1 protein-coding gene is annotated in these 1,857 nt (G+C 60.7%); it reads left to right on the top strand.

Annotation, left to right across the window (positions count from 1 at the left end; all coding sequences use genetic code 11):
- Window positions 1-395 precede the first annotated feature (395 nt).
- Complete coding sequence (gene ltrA, locus ACT3T6_RS17640) at window positions 396-1,784, top strand: group II intron reverse transcriptase/maturase (protein ID WP_193057446.1); 1,389 nt, start codon at window positions 396-398, stop codon at window positions 1,782-1,784.
- Window positions 1,785-1,857: the final 73 nt, after the last annotated feature.

The raw sequence follows: 1,857 nt of genomic DNA, 5'->3' as shown, positions 1-1,857 counted from the left end.
GGGGTGAAAGTCCCCTGCACGCCCGGCAAGGGGAAGTGCTAGCCGACGGCAAGGGTGTCCCTCGCGAGGGGGAATCTGAAGGAAGCCCAAGGCAAAACGCTGGCCTGACGAATAGGAAGCGGATACTAGGCGTCATGGCGGGGTGAGATGGCCATAATCATCAAAGCCCGGTACTTGCACGGAACGCCATGACGTAGATCCGACAGGCATAAGCGGGAAGGTCGCGCGTCTTACCCTGGGAGGTCTGGTGATGTGCCACAGTGCTACCGGCGTCGAGAGGCGACGGGATGGGTTACCAGACGTCAGCCGAGGCCATAGTAAGTGCCGGTTCACTACGGCACCAAGGGCCGAACATGAAGAACCGCGAGTAGGCGATAACGTCTCGAGGATCGATCATGAAGACAGACCATGACGCTAATACCGTCACTCACCCAGAGGGGCAGGAGCAGAACTCCGCGCCCCAGCCGGTGGGCGTCGAGACGATCCCGGCGTCGTTATCGTGGACGAAAGCGGAGTCAGCCTCGCTCATGGAGCGGGTCGTTGACCCGGAGAACATGGAGCGAGCTTACCGTAAGGTGGCTGCCAACAAAGGTGCACCGGGTGTCGATGGCATGACGGTGCATCAACTGGCTGACCACCTAAAACAGCACTGGCCAACGCTGCGTGAGCGGCTGTTGGCCGATGCGTATCACCCGAGTCCAGTTCGAGCAGCCACGATCCCCAAGCCTAAAGGCGGAGTGCGGCAGCTCGGAATACCCACGGTCACCGACCGACTGATCCAGCAAGCGCTGTCACAAGTGCTCATGCCGGTCTTCGACCCGGGGTTCTCCGCGTCGAGTTACGGTTACCGCCCCAAACACAGCGCCAAGCAGGCCGTATCGGCCATGAAGGCCCATGTTACCGCTGGCCACCGCTGGGTGGTCGACCTTGACCTGAAAGCCTTCTTCGACCGAGTGAACCACGATCTGCTGATGGCACGGGTAGCGCGGCGCGTTGATGACAAGCGCGTGCTGCGCCTGATCCGCCGCTATCTGGAAGCGGGTATGTTGCAACATGGCTTGCCCACGCCGAGGCGACAGGGGACACCCCAAGGCGGACCACTCAGCCCGCTACTGGCGAACATCCTGCTGGACGATCTGGACAAGGAGCTGGAACGCCGAGGCCACCGCTTCTGCCGCTACGCCGATGACGTTCAGGTGTACGTCAACAGTCGGCGGGCAGGCGAGCGTGTCATGGAAAGCTTGAGTGAGTATCTCGAGAGCTCACTTCGGCTGACGGTCAACCGCACGAAAAGTGCGGTGGACCGGCCATGGAAACGCGGCTATCTGGGCTACCGTCTCACTTGGCACAAGCAGCCGAAGTTGACGCTGGCCAAGGCAAGTCTGAAGCGCATGATGCAGCGTGTTCGTGAGATCCTGAAGCGTGGCAGGGGGCGTAACACCCAACGGATAATCGAAGAGTTGGGGCCAGTCCTGCGTGGATGGGCCAACTACTTCAGCTTTGTTGATGTGAAACGGCCCTTGGAAGCGCTGGATCAATGGATACGTCGCCGCTTACGCGGCCTAATCTGGCGGCAATGGAAACGTTCAGCGACTCGTCGCCGGAAACTTCAAGGGCTGGGCCTGGACGCGCCCCGAGCTTGGAAATCGGCAGGCAATGGTCGAGGCCCTTGGTGGAACGCCGGGGCATCGCACATGAACCAGGCCCTGCCGAGGAAATGGTTTTATGACCAGGGACTGATCTCGGTACTGGATACGGTAAGAGGGCTTAACCGTTCTTCATGAACCGCCGTGGTACGGAACCGTATGCCCGGTGGTGTGAGAGGACAGGGGAGGCGACTCCCCTTCCTACTCGATC

The sequence above is a fragment of the Halomonas sp. 72 genome, from assembly GCF_052379785.1.
Lineage (GTDB): Bacteria > Pseudomonadota > Gammaproteobacteria > Pseudomonadales > Halomonadaceae > Vreelandella > Vreelandella citrativorans.
The sequence above is the reverse complement of the archived record's forward strand: the minus strand, read 5'-3'. Positions and strand labels throughout refer to the sequence as shown.